Raw genomic sequence first — 18020 nt, forward strand, 5'->3', positions numbered from 1 at the left:
CACGTCCCAAGCCTCCCCCGGAATCCCTGGGGGTCTTGGGGCAGTCCTACACCATCCAGTCTCTCCCCGCCGACCAGCTGCCAGAAGCCTACGGGCTGCACTGGGCTGACGACCGGCGCATTGAAGTGCGGGACTCCATGTCCCCCTTCGACCTCCGCGACACCACGCTCCACGAAGTCTTCCACGCCATCCGCGCCGCCCAGGGCCGTGAGTACGGCGGGGAGACCGAAGAGGACTACGTGCGCTCTCTCGCCACCGGATTGACCGTGGTGCTTCGGGACAACCCCGCATTCGCCAAGTGGCTCATCAATCACCCCAAACGGAAATGACCGACGAACAAATCAACAACGAGCCGCTGATCCGCCAAGCCTTCGAGGCCGCGCTGATCCGTGGCCTGAATGGTCAACCCCTCACCAACAAGGAAGGGGCAATCACTGACGACGAGGGGAACGTCCTGATGGGCGCTCCCGAGGCCTCGTTCCTCTCCGTGGTCCGGGCCTACCTGAAGGACCTGGAGAAAGACAGCGACGGCAAGGGCAAGGTGCCCCAGCAAGGCAAGCCCACGGCGCTCATGGACTCGTTCCTGAAGTCTCAGGCAGGCAAGAAGCTGCCGTTCGCTAACCGGGTGCAATGACGGAGCGGACGTCACCCTGGTGGTGGGACTACCCAGACGACCCCATCAAGAGCGACTTCCGCAACCTAGCCTTCCTCATCTGGGAGCATCTGGCGCTCCCCTCCCCAACTCCCGCGCAGTTCGACATTGCCTACTTCCTCCAGCATGGCTGGGCTGGCTACGGCCAGCGTGATGACGGCACCTACTTCGAGTGGTTCGGACCAGAAGCAGTCGAGCCTGACCGCACCGGCTGCGTCCGGCTGGCCGAGCCTCACCTGTTCCGCGAGGACGTCCTGGAAGCTTTCCGGGGCATCGGTAAGTCCTACCTGACTTCCGGCTTCTGTCTGTGGCGGCTGCTTCGCCGCCCGTACGAAGAAAAGATTCTGGTGGTCTCCGCGTCCGGCACCAAGGCCAAGGAGTTCGTCTCGATGACGAAGACGCTCCTGAACACCATGGACCTCTTCGCGCATCTGCGATCACGGGACGACCAGCGCGACACCGCCTACGCCTTTGACGTGGACGGAGCCAGCATCTCCCAGTCGCCTTCGGTGAAGGCCGGTGGTATCACCGGGCAGATCACTGGCTCCCGGGCCACGCTGATCGTCGCGGACGACATCGAGGTCACGGACAACTCCCGGACCGTCGAGGCCCGCGAGCGCCTGCTGTACAAGACCAACGAGTTCTCCGCGATCAAGGTGACTGGCGGGGCCGACGTCATCATGCTGGGCACGCCCCAGACTGAAGAGTCGATCTACACCAAGCTCATCAAGTCAGCTGGCTACATGGGCTGGATTCTCCCGGCCCGCTATCCCACCGCCGAGAAGCGCGACTCCTACCGGATCACGCGTGAAGGCGGGATGGTCCTGGACTGCCTGTGCCCCCGCGCACGTCAGGTGGACCTGGACCCGCTGCTGGCCTGGAAGCCCACGGACGCCGAGCGCTTCACCGAGTTCGAGTTGCTGAACCGGGAGTCCAAGGGCCGGGCGTACTTCGCCCTCCAGTTCCAGCTGGACACCTCCCTCAGCGATGCCGAGCGGTATCCGCTCAAGCTGCGTGACCTGATCGTCATGCACATCGACACGTCGTCCAAGAACCCCAAGGCTCCCCGAGCCGTCGTGTGGGGTCCCGACTCGCAGTCCAAGAATCGCCGGGACGACCTGCCGGTCGCCGGGTTCTCTGGGGACCACTGGCTTGGGCCGCTCTTCGTTGACCCCGAGTGGGCCAGCTTCGAGCAGGCCGTGATGTTCGTGGACCCCAGCGGTCGCGGGAAGGACGAGACGGCCTGGGCCATCGTGAAGGTCCTCAACGGCCTCATGTACGTCGTGGAGGTCGATGGCTTCGCTGGTGATCCTGGCGAGGCGATGATTCGGCTGGCCCTGGCCGCCCGAAACCACAACGTTCACGAGATCGTGGTCGAGCCGAACTTCGCTGGTGGAGTTTGGATCAACGCCTTCCAGCCTGTCCTGGCGAAGCAGTGGCCCCCGTCGAAACCCGGGGAGACCGCTGGATGCTCCGTGATCGAAGCGGAGTGGGCGCGAGCGCAGAAGGAAGTGCGCATCATCGACACGCTGGAACCCGTCATGACCAACCATCGTCTCGTCTTCAACGAGTCGGTGGCGAAGGACGAGGTGCTGTGCTACCAGCTGACGCACATCTCCCGCGAGCGGGGATGCCTGACTCACGATGACCGTGTGGACGCCCTGGCTGGCGCTGTCTCCCATCTCCATAAGGTCCTGGCGCAAGATGTCGCCCAGGCCGTCCAGGACATGGAAGCGGCGTGGCAGGACGAAGAGGTCGAACGCTTCCTGCGCTCCCACGAGCGGATCGGCAAGTCTCCCCGTGGGACTATCTGGTCCGTCGATGAGGACGAGGACGGCGAAGCGGTCGAAGTGTTCCGTGTGACGCTGTAGGAAGCCCCAGGAGCGCCTGGGACTCGTGGTGATGGGTCAGCCTATCCCTGCGAGTCCTGGCGGCTCCTGGGGCGCTTTGCGGCCCTCTGCGCAATGAACCACAACACCAGTGCAAGTACAGCCGATGCCACCACCCCACGAACCAAGAGCGCTTCCAGATTCCCTGGAGCGCCCAGGGGCACATTGGCAATGATGATCGTGCCGATAAGCCATATCCAAAAATACTTCATACGAGCCTCTACAGAGCGTTAGGAGGCGATGGTAGCCCATCCATGCAGGACGAGAACGCCAGCGCCTCCTGGGGCTTCCTGGTGAGTCCTGGAGGGCGTGGTGAGTCCTGGGAGTTCCCGGGACACCCCGGCTTAAAAATTTCCCAAAAATGCGTGACCTGTCTTCGAGCCGCCGCGTGGGGAAATCCCCCCGTGCGGGGCGGCCTGAATCGTGGCGCAGCAGGGCCGTGGCCGCCTCCCGGCGTGCATCCAGGCCCGGCCTAGGCCTGTACCGCCCCGCCCTGGTTCGCCCTGGTGCGTGCTGTGCCCTGCCTATGGGACGCATCCATAGGACACACCGGGCACTCCGGGCCGCCCCGCCCCCTATGGGAAACGGTTTGCTGCCTTCGGATAAGACATCCTATGGACGCTGGGAATCGTGGGATGCGTGGGCCGTCGCTGGGACGTGCTGCCGCCCTGGTGGCCGTGGCTGGCTGGCCTGCTGCCTTGTTTGAGTGGACGCGCACACTTGCGAGCCACTGTTTTTTTCTTCGCCCTCTGGACCAGCGACACCCAGCACTCCCGGGACACCCGGCGCACCCATCGGACCTGACGTATCCCGGCGCATCGCTGGCCCGTCCTAAGCCGTCCTGGTGCGTCCCGGGACACCCGGCGCACCCAATGATCCCGGCGAGTCCCGGCGCATCGCTGGGCGTCCTGTGCCTGCCGCCCTAAGCCGTCCTAGGGACTCGTGGTGTGCGTGGGCTGATCCTTGCCTGTCGTGGTGATCGTGGGGCCGTCCTAGTGCGTCCTGACCCGTCCTATGCCTATCCCGGGATACGTGGTGAGCGTGGGGCGGCCTGTCGCCTTGCCGCCATCGGATTTAAAAAGTAGCTTGACAAAACCTAATCAACTCATGCTACTATTCGTCTCACTGATGCAGCGAACACCTTTAGCCAAACGGCACGGTTAGTACACTTCAGTACAGCAAGGCCCGATTGACCCGCTCTTTAACAACTCGAACTAGCATGCTTCACCTACGCTAACTCCGTGTACATACGCGGTTAGCGCCGGGTGTTTCCCTAGCCGCATTCAATGCGAGTGCTGCTAGGGAAGCGTCCGGATAGGTGGATTCTCAGGCGGCATTCATTGAGTGCTGCCCGTCAATCCAACCTGACAAGGAATTCTATGCAACCCGAATACATGCGCAGCTATCGCGCCCTGTTCATCAACGGCCAGCAAGTTGCCGTCGCGCCTCGTGGCACTAAGACACTAGGGGCGGCGCTGGATTGGTATCACTCCGGCGTCCGCACTGAGTGCGACGGCTCCGCCGTTTTTTCCCCGAACGCTTAAGGACAGCACCATGACTTCCCGCACCTACAACGGTCATAAGAACTGGAATCACTGGAACGTGTCGCTGTGGATCAACAACGACGAAGGCCTATATCACATGGCCCGCGACTACGTGCGCCGCTGCAAAACGAAGGACGAAGCTGCACAGCAAATGCTGGAAGCGCTCCGCGAATGTAGCGCGACCAAAACGCCGGACGACGCGCCGTACAGCTTTAGCTCCGTCCGGGCCGCTTTGCGCGACCTGTAGTAGCACGAGACACCCGCGAAAGAATCAGCTATAGCCCGCGCCACCGTGGGCTATGTCGGGCGCTGTTGCCCGTTCCACAAGGGAACACCTATGACGATTATCAAAACGACGGCCCTGACTGGTGCCGCGCTGGATTGGGCGGTGGCGCAGGCGGCCGGCGTATCGGTCGATATCTGCACCATGCCGGAGGCGGTCCACATCCTGCGCAACCCCTTGGGATCGGGCCGCTGGAGGCCGTCCGCCGACTGGTCGCAGGGCGGCCCGATCATCGAGCGCGAGGGCTTGAACGTTCAGGTGAATTTGGCGCAAGGGGGTTGGCATGCGATGCGTGCCCGTCCTACGCCCGGCCGTATTAAGGGCTTTAGTGGGCGATTCGGGGCCACGCCCCTTATTGCCGCCATGCGCTGCTACGTGGCGTCAAAGCTGGGCGATTCCGTGGACGTCCCGGACTCGCTGAGTACCAGGGCCACCGCATGACGCCCCTAGCCGTCCTAGTCCTCCCCGCCGCCGCGCTGGCCGTCATTGCCCTAGGCGCGGCCTGCCGCTGGATATCCACGCGCTACCGGGTCCACGCGATCCGGCGTAGCGCTCGCAAGGGTTGCCCGGTGTCCCGGGAAGTCCTGCGCATCGCGTCCCTCTGATAGCTACAGCTTTAGCCCTTGCCGCGTAGGCCGGGCTAAGTCGGTCGCTATTGACCGTTACCCGCAAGGAATCCCCATGCAAAAGACATTCAAGGTGGACACGGCGTCCGGCCCGGTGGAGGCCGCGCAGCACGCCACGTTCGCGCACTACATCCAGGGCGTGCAATTTCGCTTCGTCGTTACGCAAATGCCGGGCGAACACCTGCCCAGCGTGACGCATCGCGCCAGCGGGAAGCGCGTCACGTCCATAACGGTCGGTGACCTGTCCGCCGCCCTCAATGACCACAAGCTGGCCGGAAAGGCCGCGCTTGAGGCTGTTATCCGTCGCGCAGGCGAGGCCCGGGTCCGTAGCGTTTTGGCGGCAGCAGAATGACCCGCCGCACCGCAGGCCAACGCCTGGACGAATCCCGGCTCGAAGCCGCCCTATCCAACCTAGCCCGCCGCATCGAAGCGGGCGAAGAGTTCCCCGACGCGTGTTGGCTCGAATCGACGCGCAGCAACGTCCCTTACGAGGCGCTGCAAAACGCCTACGACCGCGCCTGCGAGGCCGGGACACTTCACTGACAGCACCAGCTAAAGCCCTCGCCGCGTAGGCGGGGCTTTGACGGGCGCTGTTGCCCTGTACCGCAAGGATCACCAATTGAACGCCGCACGCCGCAAGCAAATCGCCGCGATCCGCGAAGCCCTGGACGCGATTCGTCCGCAACTCGAAGCCGTCCGCGATGACGTGGAGACCGTCAAGGACGATGAGCAAGACGCCTTTGACAACATGCCCGAGTCGCTGCAAGAGGGCGAGCGCGGCCAGCGCTGTCAAGACGCCGTAGACCATCTGGAATCGGCCTATAGCGGTCTGGACGACCTCGTGTCGTCCCTAGATGACGTGCTGACGACGCTCGAAGACGCGGAGGCCTGACATGCGCACCATCGACATTACGCCGACGTGGGGCGAATGGGCGAACGTCTACGCCTCGTTTGCTGCAAGTGGTGAGCGCAAGGCCTGCGCCTCACTCCGCGCAGACCTCGCCAAGATGGCCGCCGCCGCACAGGCGCTGAACGAGATTCGCGCCGACCTCCCGGAACACCTGCAAGACCGCGTGGCCCGCTGCCTCGTCACGGAACTGGGCAAGCAAGGATTCTGACAACGCCAGCTAAAGCCCTTGCCGCGTAGGCCGGGCTTTGGCGGTCGCTGTTGACCGCATTACCGACGGACCACCATGACCCAAGACACCCCGGAAATCGCCAAGCTCCGCAAGGCCCTTGAAGCCGCGAAGGCAAAGAACGAGGCGCTTCGCCGCGAGCGTGATGACGCCATTGAAGGCCGCGACTTCGCACGTCGCTGCGCGAACGATTGGAAGCAGCAGGCAGCGCAGGAGCGCCGCGAAAGCAGTAGCGCTAAGGCGCTGCTCCGCAAGGCCCTGGACGGACGCAAGGAGGCCGAGGACGCGCTTGATAACGCGGAGACCGTACTGGATCTCATGCGACGCAACGTGCAGGACTGGAAGAACCTCTACGACTCCATGTGGGCCGAGCGCAACCGCCTGTACCTGCTGGTCCGCCGCGCCGCCTGACCGCATCCCTGGGCCACCGGCCCGTCGCAGTTCTCCCCATCCCTTTTTCGTCCCGCTTCACGTCGAAGCGGATTCACCCTGTCCGCAAGGAGCTTCTATGCAACTCGTTTTGCTCGCCGTCCTTTGGGGCGGCCTGGGTCTGGTCGCCCTCGCGGCGCTCTCTGGCCCTCGTGGCCTGTAAAGGAGGTCTCATGCCCAACACGCCCAATGAAACCGTCATCGAATCGGCCCGCGAAGCCGCCAAGATTGAATTCATGTACCGGGACGACGACCGCGCCCCGCTGCCCGTTGCGTCCGTCGAGAAGCGCGATGGTCGCTGGGTCGCCGTCATGCCGTTCGGGGGCTACACCTACCGCGTAGCCGATGAGGCGCAGGCCAATCTGTTCAAGGAGGTCTTCGACGCGCACGTCGCTGAATTGTGCGGGGGCTGACGGATGATTATCGTCCCGAACCTCAAGTGCCCCGCCAGCGGCCAGGACTTCTTCGCCTACACCGGGACCACGCGCCCCGACGTAGACGGCAGGACGGCCTGCCCCGTCTGCGGCAAGCCTGTGAAGCTCCGGCCCGACTCGTTGGGCCTCCGGCGTTTCATCCCTAACCACCACGCGCCGAGGCCCGTGATTGATTGACGAATCAAGTGTTGCCCCGAGACAACCCGGCTCGTCCGGGCTGTCTTCTTGTGACGGAATCGTCACACGCCCTCGTTGCCGCGATAAATGCCCGGAGGTTAAGGTCCAGGACTCTCTTAGTATTCATAGAGATACACGGAACTCCCCTCTATTCACCGTAATACACCACGACGTTCTCGCTTAAACTACTGTGTACATATCCAGTAGTTCTGCTGTAAGCTGTCCCTCATATGAAAGGGATAGTTTCAACCTATCACGCAGTTCACAAGGACCTTCCGGTGAGTCCCGAGACTCACCAGAGCGCCCCTGAAGTGGCGGTTGTCCCTCCCGACAAACATAGCGGAATTTGCCGAATGGCCTTATTGCCCCGTAGCACAAGACACTCACGTAGCGTCAGCCGTGGTATAACTCGCCCTCGCATGTCCCGACTAACTCTCATAAGGCTTCACCATGTCCGTTCCCGTGTCAAACACCGCCAAGATCATGCGCAAGAGATTTGGTGCATGGCTAAAGGAGGCCCGCGAAGCTGCTGGCCTGACGCAATTGGACCTAGCCGCAACGCTGGATTACGCATACCCAACGACAGTGAGTCAGATAGAACGCGGAGCTTCCGCGCTTCCAACTGGCGAACTTGCACGGTGGGCTGAAGCAATAAACGTCTCCCCTAAGAAACTGGCGGACAAGTATCTCTATTTCATCGAGCCATTCCTATACATGGCCCTTCACGGAAAAGACCCTTATGCAGTCGAAAATCTCCCCCGACCCGAACCCGTCCTCATGCGCCGTAAGGCACGAGGCGACTAAGCGCTTGCTTTCTGAGTTGAGCGGGGCCTACCCGGCCTACGAGGTCGATGATGGAACGGACGATGAGAGCGTCCCCTGGTTCGCACTGACGAACCCCCAGGACTATGCCCTGGTGTTCAACTGCCTGCCCACGGGGCTGCAAGTTGAGACCCTTCAGCGAGTGACGCTATTGGCGCAACGCTGGGAAGATTATTCGCAAGATGCCGTCATCGCGTGGTTCGACGCGGTGGCCGGAAACGCTGCGGCCCACTCGGTGCCGCAATAAGCAGACGCACCCGGGCGCTTCAGCGCACACCGGGACGCTGACCAGACAGCCGGGGACACCACTCGCGTGTCCCCTGGGCTTCCCCTTCACCGGGGCCAATCCTTTTCGCTCTACCCATTGGAGGCACACTCGTGACCGTCTTCAAACGCGCCAACTCGTCCGTTTGGCAATGCAAGTTCACCCTCGAAGGCGTGACAGTCCGGGAATCCACCGGCTGCACGTCGAAGATCGAGGCCCAGGCCTGGGAGGTCCAGCGCCGCGCCCAGGTTCAAAGCGACCTCGAAGCCAAACGCCTGGGTCACAAGCACATGACCCTCTACGGTCTCGCGGAGTCCTGGCTGTCGGTGTCCGAACTGACGCACCGCGACCACCGCAACAACGTCTCCCGCGTGCGCAAGCTGTTCGGGGATGAGCTGCGGCAGGTTCGGGGCCAGTGGCAGCTGACCGTAGGCTCCCGCTTCGGTATCCCGAAGGACCTCCCGGTCGAAGGACTGGTCCAGGAGCATCTGGTCCAACTGAAGTCCGCCCGGCTCCGCGAAGGCGTGTCTGCCGCCACCGTGAACCGTGAGATGTCGCTGGTCCAGACGCTGATGGGCTACGCCAAGTCGCTGTCCGTCGTGACGCCAAACCCGCCGCTGATCTTCTCGCACGGTCGGAACAAAGCCGCCTCGCTGAAGATGAAGGAGAAGAAGGGCAAGCTGCGCTGGCTCACGCCCCGCGAAGAACAGATGCTCTTGCTCAGTCTCGCGTCAGAAGCAGCGCGACGCGGGAACGATCGGTCGGCGGGCGATGCCCATGACCTCACCCTGTTCCTGCTGGATACCGGGGCGCGATACAACGAGGTCGCCGCGATTCGCTGGGCACAGATCGACCTCGAAGGCGGCACGATCTCCCTGTACCGCTCGAAGGTGCAGAACGAGTCCATGCTGCGCCTGCCCCAGCGGACCCTTTCGATGCTCAAGCGTCGCAAGGTCGCCATGGGTTCCGCGTACTCCTACGTCTTCCCGGCGATCAAGGGACGGCGATGGGCAGGCGTAGACGCGCCGCGAGGTCATGCGACCGCCGCGATCCAGAATCATATCGAGAAGTGCGGATTGAACGCGGACCCGCAGGCCGACAAGGTGACGCCACACACGTTCCGCGATACGTTCGCGGCGCGGCTGGTTCAATCGGGGGTTTCGCTGCTGAAGGTGTCGAAGCTGCTGGGTCACACGAATGTGCTGATGACCCAGAAGTACGCCCATTTGTCGCCGGAGGCGACTGGCGCAGAGGCTGCTGCGGTGCTGGATAAGCTGCACACCATTAAATGCCCGGAGGGTGACAACCCTATCGCGCCGGACACATTTCAGGACGCAGTAGCACAGGTCACACACGTCGATTAGTCGGTTTCGGCGGTGCTTCCCATAGGGAGAAATTGGTGGGTTGTGCGAGACTCGAACTCGCGACCAACGGATTAAAAGTCCGCTGCTCTACCGACTGAGCTAACAACCCGACCGAAGCCCGAAATTATGGCGGATTTGGAAGGGCTTGTCAAAAAATGACGGGCAATGGGTTGCCCGCCCCGCCCTGACCCAAAGAAATCGGCCGCCTTGCGGCGGCCGAACTCAACGCGGGCGGTGCAACCCTAGACCGGGATTACCAGGCCGCCACCACGGCGCCCTTGAACTTGGTCTGGATGAATTCCTTCACGGCCGGGCTGTGATAGATCGAGACCAGCTTGGCGAATTCGGGACGGTCCTTGTCCTTTTCACGCACGACCAGCACGTTGGCGTACGGCGAATCCGGCGATTCCTGGGCGATGGCGTCCTTCGTGGGGTTCAGGCCGGCTTCCAGCGCGAAGTTGGTGTTCACCGCCGAGGCGTCGGTGTCGTCCAGCGAACGCGGCAACTGGGCGGCGTCCAGCTCGATGAAGCGCAGCTTCTTGGGGTTCTCGATCACGTCGATCGGCGTGGCCTTCAGGCCGGCTTCCGGACGCAGCTTGATCAGCCCATTGGCCTGCAGCAGCAACAGGGCGCGGCCGCCGTTGGTCGGGTCGTTGGGCAGCGCGATGCGGGCGCCTTCCTTCAGCTCCGACAGCGACTTGATCTTCTTGCTGTAGATGCCGATCGGGAAGATCACGGTCTTGGCGATGCTGACCAGCTTGTAGCCCCGGTCGGCATTGGCGTTGTCCAGATAGGGCTGGTGCTGATAGCTGTTCAGGTCCAGGTCGCCCGCGGCCAGCGCCACATTGGGCTGCACGTAGTCGGAGAACTCGATGACCTGGATGTTCAGTCCCTGCTTGGCGGCCTCGGCCTTCACCACATCAAAGATCTGGGCGTGCGGACCGGCAGTGACGCCGACCTTCAGCGGCTTGTCCTGCGCCAGCGCGGGTTGGGCAAAAACGGCGGCGCCCAGGGCGAACGCGGCCAGCGACTTCAAAACCTTGATGCTCATGTTGCGATATCCCGAAATAACGGAAGTAGGAAAAGATGGAATCTGCGCCAGGACGATCAGCGATGCGACATGCGGCGCACGAAGCGGTCGCCGAGGCTCTGGATTGCCTGGACCAAAACGATCAGCACGATCACGACCGCGGCCATGACGTCCGACTGAAAGCGCTGGTAGCCGTAGCGGATCGCCAGGTCGCCCAGGCCGCCGCCGCCGATGGCGCCGGCCATGGCCGAATAGCCGATCAGGCTGACGACGGTGACGATGGTGGCCGCGATGAGGCCGGGCAAGGCTTCGGGCAGCAGCACCTTCATGATGATCTGCATCGGCGACGCGCCCATGGCGCGCGCCGCGGTGATCAGGCCCGGATCGACTTCGCGCATGGCGTTTTCGGCAATGCGGGCCATGAAGGGAATGGCGGCGACCGACAAGGGCACGATGGCGGCGGTGGTGCCGATGGAGGTCTGCGCCACCAGGCGGGTGAACGGAATGATCGCGACCATCAGGATCACGAACGGCACCGAGCGGGTGGCGTTGATGATCGCGCCCAGCACGTGATTCACGGGCTGGTTCTCGAGCATGTTGCCGCGCGCGGTCACGGTCAGCGTCACGCCCAGCGGAATGCCGACGATCACCGCGATGGCGCTGGCCACGCCCACCATCAGCAGGGTGTCAAGCAGCGACGTAATAAGCAGGTCGATCAGTTGCGGACTCATGAGCTATTTCTTCAACGGTAATGTCACGGGCGTTCAAGGCGGCGATCGCGTCCTTGAGCGCGGCGGGCGCGCCCTGGGCCAGCACGAACATCGTGCCCACGGCCACGCCCTGGATGTCTTCGACGCGCGCCTGCACCAGGCCGATGTCCAGGCCATACTGCCTGGACAGGTCGGACAGGAACGCGCCCGACGCGTCGGTGCCGGTCAGCGACAGGCGCAAGAGGCGCACGGCCTGGCCGGGATTGGCGGCGGCGAGCGCCTGGATGCGTTCCTTGACGGCGGCCAGCGTGGCGTCGGTCAGGTCGGAGGCCGTGGCCGCCGACACCATGTTGCGCGTCACGTCGTGGCGCGGCTGGGCGAACACTTCACGCGTGCTGCCGATTTCGACGACCTCGCCCTGCGACAGCACGGCGACGCGGTCGCAGACCTCGCGCACGACTTCCATCTGGTGCGTGATCATGACCACGGTCACGCCCGTCTTGCGGTTGATGTCGCGCAGCAGCGCCAGGATGTTGTGCGTGGTTTCCGGATCCAGCGCGGACGTCGCCTCGTCGCTCAAGAGGACGTCCGGATTGTTGGCCAGGGCGCGGGCGATGCCCACGCGCTGCTTCTGGCCGCCGCTGATCTGGCTGGGATAGCGGTCGCGCAGATGTTCCAGTCCCACCAGCGCCAGCAGGCGCTCGACGCGGGCGGGAATCTCAGCCTTGGACACGCCTGCGATTTCCAGCGGGAGAGCGACATTGCCGTACACGGTGCGGCGCGACAGCAGGTTGAAGCCCTGGAAGACCATGCCAATGCGGCGGCGCTGTTCGCGAAGCTGCGCTTCGCTCAGCCCGGTGAGGGCCTGGCCGCCGATGGAGATCTTGCCTTCGTTGGGGCGTTCCAGCAGGTTGATGCACTGGACCAGCGTGCTTTTGCCGGCCCCGCTGGGGCCGATGATGCCGAAGACCTCGCCCTGCTCAATGTGCAGGTTGATGCCGCGCAGCGCCTGGAATTCCCCGTGCGGCGTGGCGTAGGTCTTGGATAGGTTCTCGATGTGAATCATGGCAAGCGATTTTGTATCTTTTCTCTTCTAAAGAGAACGACCGTTTTTATCATTTTTAATAACTACAAGTTATATAAATTGCGGGTGCGGAACCGCGGCACGGCAAAGACACAAAGGGCAGCCGGGAAGGAAAGCCTTCCTGACTGCCCTTTTGTCGTAGACGGCCGGCCAGTGGCCGCACCGCGTTCAGCGTGCGCGCGAAATGCGGACTTCCGCTCCTCGCCGCTTCACTTCCAGGCCTTCGGACGGCGAAATCCGCAGTCCTTCCAGGCCCTTGATGTAGCTGGAGCCCTGCATCTGCATCACGCGGATCTTGTTGCGCATGACGACCGGGTTGTGCACCGGCATGCCGAACATCCAGACCTCGTCCAGGATGCGGGCCGAATTGAACTCGCCCGTATGCTGCGCGGCGGGGCCAAGACAGAGCATGTGCCCTTCGCGGCCGAAGACCGGGAACTGGCCCAGCTCGCAGTCGATGGTCCAGGTGGTGCCGCCTTCGTACCGATGGCCGGTGTTCAGATCCCACCACGCCTCGCCCTTGGGCAGGTACACGCGCACCTGGTTGCCCGGCTCGGTGATGGGCGCGACCAGCAGGGCCGGGCCCAGCAGGTATTGCAGGTCCCATTCGTGGGCATGCGGATCGTTCGGGAACGAGAGGGCCATGGACCGCTGGACCGGCAGGCCGGTGCGGGCCGAGTCCTCGATGGCGCCCAGCACATAAGGCACCAGGCGATAGCGCCACTGCATCCAGGTCTTGGCGTGCGTCAGCACGTCGTCGCCGAAATCCCAGGGCATCAGGCCGTCCACGCCCTGGAAGGCGAAGTTGGCCGAGAAGATGCCGGCCGTCAACCAGCGCAGGTACAGCTCGGACGTCATGCCCGAGCGGTCGCGCGCGGCCGAACCGATGTTGTGCACCTGAACCGGCACCCCGCTGGCGCCGATCGACAGGGACGTGCGCAGCGAGTGCCGCAGGCCTTCCCAGGTGTTGTCGACCTGCGGCCCCACCTGCCACGGCAGGCGCTGGGCGGCGGGGAAGAGGTCGGCGCTGGGCACCACGCCCTCGGGCGGCACCTTCAGCCCGGCCACCGCGTCGAACAGCGCGCGGCGCACGAGCAAGGGGTACATGGTGCGCAGGGCCGGCCCGGTCTCGCCGTTGCGGGCGGTCACACCATCGGGGATGGCGATCTGGGCATCGCACGCGGGCGCGTCCAGGCCGTCTTCCACCAGTTGGCGATGGCGCTCGACCCACAGGTTGTAGATGTCGCGATAGGTCAGGTCGAGCAGGCCGTAAGGCTGGCCGGAGGTGGCGGCATTGCCGTCGAACACCTGCGCCGAGCCGTCGTCCTTGGTCAGCAGCCAGCCGCGGTCTTCCAGTTCTTCAAAGAGCGGGCTGGTCTTGATGACGCCCGGAAAACCGGAGGCCGCCACATGCACGTTGTGCTTGTGAAAGAGGGCCAGCATCTGCTTGGCATCGGGAAACCGCTGGGCGTCCCATTCGAATACCGTCTTGTCCGCCTGGAAGCCCCACGCGGCCGGCTGGGCCAGCGTCACGGCGTCCACGGGAATCTGGTTTTCGCGCATGCGCGCCACCAGCGCGACCGTCTGCGTCGGCATCTCGCCGGCGGCCTGCTGCAACCACGCCCCCATCGCCCACAGCACCGGTTGCCCGGCGCGGCCGGTCAGCGCGCTGTATTGGTTCAGGATTTCAGTGGGTTCGCCCGCGAAGAGGAACAGGTCCAGGACGGCGTCGTCCACGGTCAGCACATAGGCGGAGTCGGCCGGCGCGACGCCCACCGAATGCTCCACGCGCCGCATCGTGTTGACGTAAAGCCCCCATCCGCGGGGGCTCCATGCCAATGGCAGGGCGCGATGCTCGGGATCGTCGGAAACCACCGATTCCTCGCGGCGGTTCAGGTCCCCGGGCGTCTCGCCCAGCCCGAAAACGCGCTCATGGGCGGCCAGCGTGAAGCCGGCCGTCCAGACGGCATCCTCGGCCTGGTCCAGCGCGTTGTGCCCGAAAGCGGGCGCATGCGCGGAAACCTCGGACTCGAAGACCAGGTCTTCGTGGCGGTACAGGGCCACGCGCACGGGATTGGTCAGGATCTCGAGGGCAACTTCGCCCTGGGTGATCCGCCAGCCGTCCCCGCTTTCGCGAGGCGCGAGGGCGGCTTCGCCCACCGCCTCCTGGCGCGCGAGCAGCATTTCGGCCACGGCGCGCGCACGCGCGCTGGGCTTGTCATCATTGAAGTGGTTCGCCTCGCCGCAGCGCAGGCGAAAAACTCCCGGCGCATGCGCCTCGACTACCAGGTGCAACCCATCGCCCGCGTCGAAATCGATGCGACTGGGGCGGGACGTCAGCAACTCGACGGAGTCGAGCTGGGTAGTATGGGCAAAGTCGAACTTGGGCGGCACAGAGCATCCCCCGGCTTAAGCCAAAAACCATCAAAAGACGCTATTTTGACGGATTTGAGCTTTGAAATAAACTCGATCCCTCTTTTGGACGGTCATTTCATCCAAAAAAGGGGCATAAAGCCCTTGGTCTGCGCCTGGCCGCGCCGACGCTGCCAATTCGCCGCCAAGTCCCCGAATTGCCGGCCCGAAGGTCAATTGCGGCCTATTGGCGTCAAATTCCGGCAATTTTTACAATTCTACGCTAGCCGGCCGCGGCGCCCGGCGCGCCATCAACTTTTTTCATCGTGGTGAAACAAGCTGGGCCAGATCGGTCTCCAGCGGCAGCGGTTCGCCCATCAGACGGGCCGCGATCAGGTCGCCCATCAGCGCCGACCAGGACAGGCCTCGCGAGGCGTACCCGGTTGCCAGCCACAGGCCGGGCGCGTGCGGCAGTTCGCCGACGGCCGGCAGACGGCCCGGCAGGACAGCGCGCCACCCCGCCCAGCCCGGCAAGCTGCCGGCGACCAGGGCGTCGTAGGCTGGAAAGTGACCGCCCAGCAAGCCTGCCGCCTTGTCCAACGTGACGCGCTGGCCCTCGGCGCCTACCTTGGCCTCGGCAGCCCCGTGCACATAGGTGCTGCCGACCACGCAACCCGCGCCGACGTCGGGCAGCAGATACCCTTCGCCACCCACGATGCAGCGCGGACCGCCGTCGAGCGCCGACGCGGGCACCAGCGTGACCTCGCCGGCCAGCGCATGCATCTGCGCAACGCGCGCAAGCGGGTCCAGCAGGCCGCTGGCCGCCAGCACGTCGCGCGCGCCGGCGGCGTTGGCCAGGATCACGGTATCGGCCCGGGCCAGTTCGGTCCCCGAGGCGTCCTGCACGCGCCAGCCCTGCCCCGCGGGCGACACGCGCTCCGCCCGGCCGGGCAGCACGGCCGCGCCGGACGCGGCCAGGAGCGCCTCGATCAACAAGCCGGGCTGCACCAGCATGCCCTGCGAAAAGAACACCCCGCCGCGCGCCACCGGCAGGCCGGCCAATGCGCTGGCCTCTTCGCGCGACACCTGGCGCACCCAATCCTCCGGAAACGCCAGTGCCGCCAGCGTGCCGGCCAGCGCCGCCGACCGCCCCGCGTCGCGCTCGACCTGGACCGTGCCGCACACCCGGGGCGCCGCCCCCGCCGGCAGACCCTGCCAACGGGCCCACGCCCGCTCGCTGCCCGCCCGCGACAGGCGAGCGCGCGCGTTGTCATCGCGCGCCAGCACCGGCGTGAGCGCCGCCGCCACGTGGCCCGCGTGCGCCGGCGCGCCCAGCATCCGGCCAGCGTCGATCACGGTGACGCGCCAGCCGCGGCCGGCCAGCGCCTGCGCAATGCCCGCGCCGGCCAGTCCCGCGCCCACGATCACCGCATGGCGCTCGGACGACACGGCGGCCGGCGCCACCGCGCGGCCCGCCTCCCGGACCTGCCCTACCGTCATGTGCCATTTGCCCCCGTAACCGGGCGCGCGCCGCACCTCGAACCCGGCATCATCCAGATTCCTGCGCAGTTCCCCGGTGCAGGCCCACGTGGCGACGGTGGCGCCCGGCGCCGCCAGCCCGGCCAGGGCGCGCAGCAGCGGCGGCGCCCACATCTGCGGATTGCGCTCGGGCGCAAAGCCGTCCAGGAAAAATGCGTCCACCCGCGCGCCCAGGCGTGGAGCCAGGACCTGCGCATCGCCAAAACCCAGCGTCAGCGTGACCGCGCCATTCTCGAATTCCAGCCGGTGCAGTCCCGGCAGCAGCGCCGGCCATTGCGCGGCCAGCGCGGGCGCCAGGCCGGACAGCGGCTCGGGCGCATGGCGCGCCAGCAGCGCGCCCACGTCGTCGCGCGAAAAAGGGTGCCGCTCCATCGCCACGACGTGCAGGGCCGCGGGCCGTTGCGGATCGTCGCGCCAGGCCTTCCAGAGCGCCAGGAAGTTCAGGCCCAATCCGAACCCGGTCTCGCAAACCGTGAACGACGCGCGCCCGCGCCAGCGCTCGGGCAGGCCGTTGCCGCGCAGGAACACGTGCTCGGCCTGGCCCATGGCCCCGGAGGGCGAGTGGTATACGTCCCCATAGACGGAACTGACCAGTTTTCCGTCGGCGTCGAATTCAAGCATTGCAGGAGTCAGGGGAACGTAAGACACAGCCTTCTAGTCCAATAGATACAAACATGGCGAAACGCGGATTATCCCGCCTCATCCCTTGTCGCGTTGGATGCGTACCACGCGGGGCGGCGGATTAGTCTGATTGCCACGGGTTTGACGCATACCTGGGCTTACACTGATTTCATGGATACCTACGATCAGCCCCAATCGCTGGCTTCGCCCATTGACCTGTGCGCCGCGATCGACGCGGCCGTCACCGCCGCGCATGCGGGTGCAGCCATCCTGCAATCCTACGCGCACCACCGCGCCGATCTCGTGATCGACCGCAAGGCGCGCAACGATCTCGTGTCCCAGGCGGACCGCGAGGCGGAAGCCTCGATCATCCAGGAACTGAAGGCCCGTACCCCCAAATTCGGCATCGTCGCCGAAGAAACGGGCGGCAAGGCGCAAGGCGCGGCCACCTGGTACATCGACCCGCTGGACGGCACCACCAATTTCCTGCACGACATCCCGCATTACGCCGTTTCGATCGCCCTGATCGCGCACGCGGGCACGTCGATGTCCGCTAACCAGACGCTGACGCAAGACACGCCCGTCATCGGCGTGGTCTACGACCCCAGCCGCGAAGAGCTGTTCACCGCGGTCTACGGCGTGGGCGCCTGGCTAAACGGCCGCCGCATCTCGTGCTCGCGCACACAGACGATCGAAGACGCCGTGCTGGCCACCGGCTTTCCGTTCCGCGATTTCTCCTTCGCAGCGCAATACATGCCCATGCTGCACGACGCGATCAACCGCGCGCGCGGGGTGCGCCGCATGGGCGCGGCCGCGCTGGACCTGGCCTGGACGGCCTGCGGCCGCTACGACGGCTACTGGGAAATGGGACTGGCGCCCTGGGACGTGGCCGCGGGCACCCTGATCCTGCGCGAGGCGGGCGGCGTGTGTTCGGACATGCACAAGCAGGATCCCTGGCCGATCGGCGGGCGCGTCGTGGCGGGCAATCCCGCCATCGAGCGCGCACTGCACGAGATGATCGCGCCGCACCTGGCCAAGCCAGGCTGAGGCCGCGCGGGCGGCC

The 18020-nt window shown here is 64.9% G+C and carries 20 protein-coding genes and 1 tRNA gene; 15 read left to right on the forward strand and 6 right to left on the reverse strand.

Features of this window, described 5'->3' with window-relative positions; translation table 11 throughout:
• Positions 1-35: 35 nt before the first annotated feature.
• From BMW75_RS17950 to BMW75_RS18020, 14 genes are all read left to right on the forward strand, one after another.
• Positions 36-329, forward strand: coding sequence for a hypothetical protein (locus tag BMW75_RS17950; protein ID WP_092581257.1), 294 nt, complete (start codon positions 36-38; stop codon positions 327-329).
• Positions 326-634: a hypothetical protein gene (locus BMW75_RS17955; protein ID WP_092581258.1), complete on the forward strand. Its 309-nt coding sequence runs from the start codon at positions 326-328 to the stop codon at positions 632-634. Before BMW75_RS17950 ends, BMW75_RS17955 begins: the two co-directional genes overlap by 4 nt.
• A complete protein-coding gene (terL, locus tag BMW75_RS17960; protein WP_092581259.1) occupies positions 631-2523 on the forward strand; it encodes a phage terminase large subunit in 1893 nt (630 codons plus the stop codon). Before BMW75_RS17955 ends, terL begins: the two co-directional genes overlap by 4 nt.
• Before the next feature lie 1572 nt (positions 2524-4095).
• Positions 4096-4332, forward strand: a complete 237-nt coding sequence (locus BMW75_RS17965; protein WP_092581260.1) for a DUF7249 family protein — start codon at positions 4096-4098, stop codon at positions 4330-4332.
• A gap of 90 nt (positions 4333-4422) precedes the next feature.
• Positions 4423-4809 (forward strand): phage protein NinX family protein, encoded by a 387-nt coding sequence (locus BMW75_RS17970; protein WP_217646952.1) that lies wholly within the window; start codon positions 4423-4425, stop codon positions 4807-4809.
• Positions 4810-5049: 240 nt separating this feature from the next.
• Positions 5050-5346 carry a hypothetical protein gene (locus BMW75_RS17975; RefSeq protein WP_092581261.1) on the forward strand — a complete coding sequence of 99 codons (297 nt, stop codon included), beginning with the start codon at positions 5050-5052 and terminating at the stop codon, positions 5344-5346.
• The gene (locus BMW75_RS17980) at positions 5343-5537 is read left to right on the forward strand and encodes a hypothetical protein (protein ID WP_092581262.1); all 195 of its coding nucleotides are present in this window, start codon (positions 5343-5345) and stop codon (positions 5535-5537) included. Before BMW75_RS17975 ends, BMW75_RS17980 begins: the two co-directional genes overlap by 4 nt.
• A gap of 37 nt (positions 5538-5574) precedes the next feature.
• Positions 5575-5886 carry a hypothetical protein gene (locus BMW75_RS17985; protein WP_217646953.1) on the forward strand — a complete coding sequence of 104 codons (312 nt, stop codon included), beginning with the start codon at positions 5575-5577 and terminating at the stop codon, positions 5884-5886.
• 1 nt (position 5887) lies between these two features.
• Positions 5888-6112, forward strand: a complete 225-nt coding sequence (locus BMW75_RS17990) for a hypothetical protein (RefSeq protein WP_092581264.1) — start codon at positions 5888-5890, stop codon at positions 6110-6112.
• Positions 6113-6187: 75 nt separating this feature from the next.
• Positions 6188-6541, forward strand: a complete 354-nt coding sequence (locus tag BMW75_RS17995; protein ID WP_092581265.1) for a hypothetical protein — start codon at positions 6188-6190, stop codon at positions 6539-6541.
• A gap of 191 nt (positions 6542-6732) precedes the next feature.
• The gene (locus BMW75_RS18000; protein WP_092581266.1) at positions 6733-6972 is read left to right on the forward strand and encodes a hypothetical protein; all 240 of its coding nucleotides are present in this window, start codon (positions 6733-6735) and stop codon (positions 6970-6972) included.
• Between the two features lie 681 nt (positions 6973-7653).
• Entirely contained in the window at positions 7654-7974 is a 321-nt protein-coding gene (locus BMW75_RS29985) for a helix-turn-helix domain-containing protein (RefSeq protein ID WP_371467322.1), read from the forward strand.
• Entirely contained in the window at positions 7910-8239 is a 330-nt protein-coding gene (locus BMW75_RS18015) for a hypothetical protein (RefSeq protein WP_175493206.1), read from the forward strand. The genes BMW75_RS29985 and BMW75_RS18015 overlap by 65 nt, the downstream gene beginning before the upstream one ends.
• A gap of 131 nt (positions 8240-8370) precedes the next feature.
• Positions 8371-9621, forward strand: a complete 1251-nt coding sequence (locus BMW75_RS18020) for a tyrosine-type recombinase/integrase (RefSeq protein ID WP_092581270.1) — start codon at positions 8371-8373, stop codon at positions 9619-9621.
• A gap of 33 nt (positions 9622-9654) precedes the next feature.
• On the opposite strand, the gene BMW75_RS18025 is transcribed toward BMW75_RS18020, so the two are convergent.
• The 6 genes from BMW75_RS18025 to mnmC all read right to left on the reverse strand — a co-directional run bounded on the left by BMW75_RS18025 (position 9655) and on the right by mnmC (position 16957).
• Positions 9655-9730, reverse strand: a tRNA-Lys gene (locus tag BMW75_RS18025).
• Positions 9731-9874: 144 nt separating this feature from the next.
• A complete protein-coding gene (locus BMW75_RS18030) occupies positions 9875-10672 on the reverse strand; it encodes a MetQ/NlpA family ABC transporter substrate-binding protein (RefSeq protein WP_076518877.1) in 798 nt (265 codons plus the stop codon).
• A 56-nt stretch (positions 10673-10728) separates the two neighbouring features.
• The gene (locus BMW75_RS18035; protein ID WP_076518876.1) at positions 10729-11382 is read right to left on the reverse strand and encodes a methionine ABC transporter permease; all 654 of its coding nucleotides are present in this window, start codon (positions 11380-11382) and stop codon (positions 10729-10731) included.
• Positions 11339-12427: a methionine ABC transporter ATP-binding protein gene (locus BMW75_RS18040; RefSeq protein ID WP_092581271.1), complete on the reverse strand. Its 1089-nt coding sequence runs from the start codon at positions 12425-12427 to the stop codon at positions 11339-11341. Before BMW75_RS18040 ends, BMW75_RS18035 begins: the two co-directional genes overlap by 44 nt.
• Positions 12428-12613: 186 nt before the next feature.
• Positions 12614-14839 (reverse strand): glycoside hydrolase family 31 protein, encoded by a 2226-nt coding sequence (locus tag BMW75_RS18045; RefSeq protein WP_092581272.1) that lies wholly within the window; start codon positions 14837-14839, stop codon positions 12614-12616.
• A 279-nt stretch (positions 14840-15118) separates the two neighbouring features.
• Positions 15119-16957 (reverse strand): bifunctional tRNA (5-methylaminomethyl-2-thiouridine)(34)-methyltransferase MnmC2/FAD-dependent 5-carboxymethylaminomethyl-2-thiouridine(34) oxidoreductase MnmC1, encoded by a 1839-nt coding sequence (mnmC, locus tag BMW75_RS18050; RefSeq protein WP_092581273.1) that lies wholly within the window; start codon positions 16955-16957, stop codon positions 15119-15121.
• A gap of 171 nt (positions 16958-17128) precedes the next feature.
• Between mnmC and BMW75_RS18055 the strand changes: the two genes are divergently transcribed.
• Positions 17129-18004, forward strand: coding sequence for an inositol monophosphatase family protein (locus BMW75_RS18055; RefSeq protein ID WP_076518872.1), 876 nt, complete (start codon positions 17129-17131; stop codon positions 18002-18004).
• The last annotated feature ends 16 nt before the right edge of the window (positions 18005-18020 follow it).

The sequence above is a fragment of the Achromobacter sp. NFACC18-2 genome (assembly GCF_900108985.1).
GTDB lineage: Bacteria > Pseudomonadota > Gammaproteobacteria > Burkholderiales > Burkholderiaceae_B > Achromobacter.